This window comes from Saccharothrix mutabilis subsp. mutabilis (genome assembly GCF_039521145.1).
GTDB lineage: Bacteria > Actinomycetota > Actinomycetes > Mycobacteriales > Pseudonocardiaceae > Actinosynnema > Actinosynnema mutabilis.
Genome location: NZ_BAAABU010000072.1, coordinates 1 through 590 on the forward strand (window position 1 = coordinate 1; position 590 = coordinate 590).

The following is a 590-nucleotide window of genomic DNA, read 5'->3' on the forward strand; positions in this document are numbered from 1 at the left end:
GAAAGTTCTGTACAAAATATGGGATATCCACATCCTTTGTGCGCAAGGGAAGGGCGGCCAAAGATGAGCCTTTGAGGAAGGTGCTTAGAAGCGAACTCTCAAAAGAAAGGGCAACACGGCTTGAAGGAAGCTTCGGCACTCAAAAGCAACATTACTCGCTCTCAAGGATAAAGGCCAGAAACAGGAAGACGGAAATACTGTGGATTTTCTTTGGAATACATACGGCAAATGCCATACTGATGATAGAAAAAATCAGAAACAAAACAGCTAAAGCAGCATGATATGATTTTACTCACAGAATCAGAAGAGGTCATCAGACTTCTTCCGGAACGTCATGTCCTGTCGGATAGAAGTATGTGAGAAAGCACGGAAAAATGACAATAAGAATGGCATATGAAATGGTCATGCCCTATCATCTTCATATGCCATCTTATTTTTTAGAGACATTTACTGAATATCCCTAATTGTTCCAAAGCAAATATTTGGGAGTGGTGAATGAATTGGGGATATACATACCCATTCCACTGTAGTTATCCCCATCTATTCTGTACAAGGATGAGGTGGGATCATGAGTATAACCTGTATAAACG

General features: G+C 40.7%; 1 pseudogene. It reads left to right on the top strand.

The features are described 5' to 3' along the window. Positions 1-281: pseudogene (locus tag ABD126_RS38630) on the top strand (hypothetical protein); the annotation flags it as partial. Positions 282-590 lie beyond the last annotated feature (309 nt).